Below are 811 nucleotides of genomic sequence, written 5' to 3'. Positions count from 1 at the left end.
AGCTGAAAATAAAAGAGGGTGGAGATCAATATTTGTTTTTTACTACCCTCAAATCTGAAGAAAAGGTAGTGCTGGTGTGTCAAAAAGTGTAAAATTGGGGGCTATTCCAGAGGCACTTCTCCTGTTTTCCGCACTTTTTTAGATATGCCTTGGTAACCCTTGATTTTATTGAAATTAATTTTCAAACTGGGTGTTGCAACGCTATTTTTGTGTATGTTTTTGAGAAAATTAAGGAATCGGTCCGGCAGTACTTCTGTTCAAATTATCTCCAAAGAGCGGGGGAAATATAAGGTTGTAAAAACTATAGGCAGCAGTAGTAATGCTCAAAAGATAGAAAAGTTAGAATACCTGGGAAAACAGGAAATTGATCGGATTAGTGCTCAGGGGAAATTATTTATCTCAAAGAATGATGCCTTTGTTGAGCAACTATTTGAGCAAATGGGTAATGCCAGTATCAAAACCGTTGGCCCTGAGATCATCTTTGGAAAGATCTATGACAGTATTGGTTTTAATGCGGTTAAAGAAGATTTATTCCGTCATTTAGTGATCGCTCGTTTAGCTTTTCCATTGAGTAAGCTCAAAACTGCCGAATACCTGTATCGCTTCCAGGGAGTTCAGCTAAATATTGATACGATATATCGTTTTTTAGATAAGCTCAACAGCCGGATCAAGCCTCAGGTGGAACAAATTTCATTTGAGCATACTCGTAAAGTCTTACAAGGGGATATCAGTATTGTTTTCTATGATATGACCACCTTGTATTTTGAAGCCAGTGACGAAGATGATCTGCGCAAAGCGGGATTTAGTAAAG

Annotated in this window: 1 pseudogene; it reads left to right on the top strand. The window is 37.9% G+C overall.

Annotated elements, in window-relative coordinates:
* Positions 1–168 precede the first annotated feature (168 nt).
* Positions 169–811 (top strand): annotated as a pseudogene (locus HC176_RS15545) (IS1634 family transposase); the annotation flags it as partial.

Source organism: Tamlana crocina, from assembly GCF_012037625.1.
Note: the sequence above shows the minus strand (reverse complement) of the source record. Positions and strands in the feature narration are given on the sequence as shown.